Source organism: Psychroserpens luteolus (assembly GCF_021032705.1).
Classification (GTDB): domain Bacteria; phylum Bacteroidota; class Bacteroidia; order Flavobacteriales; family Flavobacteriaceae; genus Psychroserpens; species Psychroserpens luteolus.
Genome location: NZ_JAHVXI010000016.1, coordinates 1 through 1822, shown reverse-complemented (window position 1 = coordinate 1822; position 1822 = coordinate 1). Strand labels below are relative to the sequence as shown.

At 32.0% G+C, this 1822-nt stretch carries 3 protein-coding genes; all 3 read left to right on the top strand.

Going from position 1 to position 1822, the window contains the following annotated elements; all coding sequences use genetic code 11:
- Nucleotides 1–1049 (top strand): RHS repeat-associated core domain-containing protein (locus tag KWG70_RS17630; RefSeq protein ID WP_230937361.1); only part of this gene is annotated, 1049 nt, incomplete at its 5' end.
- Nucleotides 1049–1495 carry a DUF6896 domain-containing protein gene (locus tag KWG70_RS17625; protein ID WP_230937360.1) on the top strand — a complete coding sequence of 149 codons (447 nt, stop codon included), beginning with the start codon at nt 1049–1051 and terminating at the stop codon, nt 1493–1495. The genes KWG70_RS17630 and KWG70_RS17625, both read left to right, overlap by 1 nt.
- 95 nt (nt 1496–1590) lie before the next feature.
- Nucleotides 1591–1822 (top strand): hypothetical protein (locus KWG70_RS17620; RefSeq protein ID WP_230933934.1); only part of this gene is annotated, 232 nt, incomplete at its 3' end.

The window sequence follows — 1822 nt, the reverse complement described above, 5'->3', positions numbered from 1 at the left end:
ATAGTTTTACTTTTACAGCCAATACAACAGGATCACATCGATTACTATTACGAGGATGGATATCGACTTATCCAAATAATACAGAATATTTACAGGCCAATACGTTTTATATCGACAATGTATTGATCAAGGATACCTCAGTGGAGACATTGGCTTTTAGTGATTATTATCCATTTGGTATGCCAATGCCCAACAGGGTGAGTGGTGCAAATGGGTATCGTTATGCATTCCAAGGCCAGGAGAAAGATCCAGAGACAGGGAAGGAAGCTTTTAAATTAAGACTATGGGATGGACGTATTGGACGTTGGTTAACGACAGATCCAAAAAAGCAATATGATTCTCCATATCTAGCGATGGGGAATAACCCCATGACAAGGGTTGATCCTGATGGTGGTAGAGATGAAACTATTTATAAATATGGTGATAAGGAGGTTGAAGTAAAAGATGGTGTTGATAAGACCATAATACTAGACAATCAATCTCAATTTGACCAAGCAGTGGCTTGGGCTTCTATTATAAACTCTCAACAGGTTACTAAATGGTGGAGATATGGAGCAGCATGGTTATATGAATCAGATTATAAAGCTTATAGTGGTTTTTATAACAGTGTAAATCATTATGAAAGTTTTAATTTATCCAATGGATGGGATTACCTTTTTGGAGGACCAAGTATACAAAGAAGACCTGATATAGGAACTCCGTTAGGAGCATCTGGAGTTTTTGCATGGATAGGTGGAGGTGGATATATTAAAGGAGTTCGATACGCTACTGCTAGTGGTGAATCTTTAAATTTATTAAGAAGTACGGAGTTTGCTGCGCAATCTGCTGAAGGGATAGCTAAATATGTAAAACTTTTGGAACAAGGTAAACCTGTTCAAGCAATTTTTACTTATACACATAAAGGGAAAACATTTATTTTAGATGGTCATCATAGAGTTCAGGCAGCTCTAACTTCTCAAAAATCAATTGAGATTATGGATTTGTCAGCTAAGCAGGCTGAGTCGTTGTTTTTTAATAAATATACAGAAATAATAAAAGGTATACATTGATGAAAAATATATTATATCAGTATATTTTAATAATTAAAAAATTTAAAGAAAGATTATGCGTGAAATATAATCTTGATAATAATATTTCATGGGAAAAAATAAGAAGTATTGTTGATGATATGTCTAGTCTTGATGGTATTACTTATAAGTTTCATGGAGCTGGTTGTAGGTTAGAAATTGATAATCAAATTTGTGAATTTGACTTTGCTCCTATGAATGAATATCCTATTAAATTCAGTTTATGGAAAATAATTGAGTTCATTAATACTAATACAAAATTTAGCGAACTTGATTTTAACGATGATATAATATTGAATAAAATAAATGAACTTATTGATGAAGAAATATTATCAAAGTTAAAGATAGGTGATTTTGAATTAGATATTTATCAAATAAATCCCCAATATTATAATTATCCTTTACAATTTCTAGAAGAGTCCGATTAAGAGAATACACTTCTTTTTTACATATAAAGAGTAAGTTATTTTGAATAAAGGATTTCTGAAAGTTGAATTTCATATGAGATAAACAATTAATTATTATGGTACAACACAGTAAGATACGATTAGTTTTAATTTTGGTATTCCAGTTATTGGTTTTGAATTTATGGTCACAAAACTGTTGGGAATCAGAAGAGACAGAGCCTTTAACACGATTAGGAGGTTCGGTAGTTATATCTGAGGTTTATTTTGATACGCATTACACAGAACGTATAGAGACAAAGTACCATCATATGGGAGAGTTTGTAGAGTTATTCAATTCTTCGACTACCG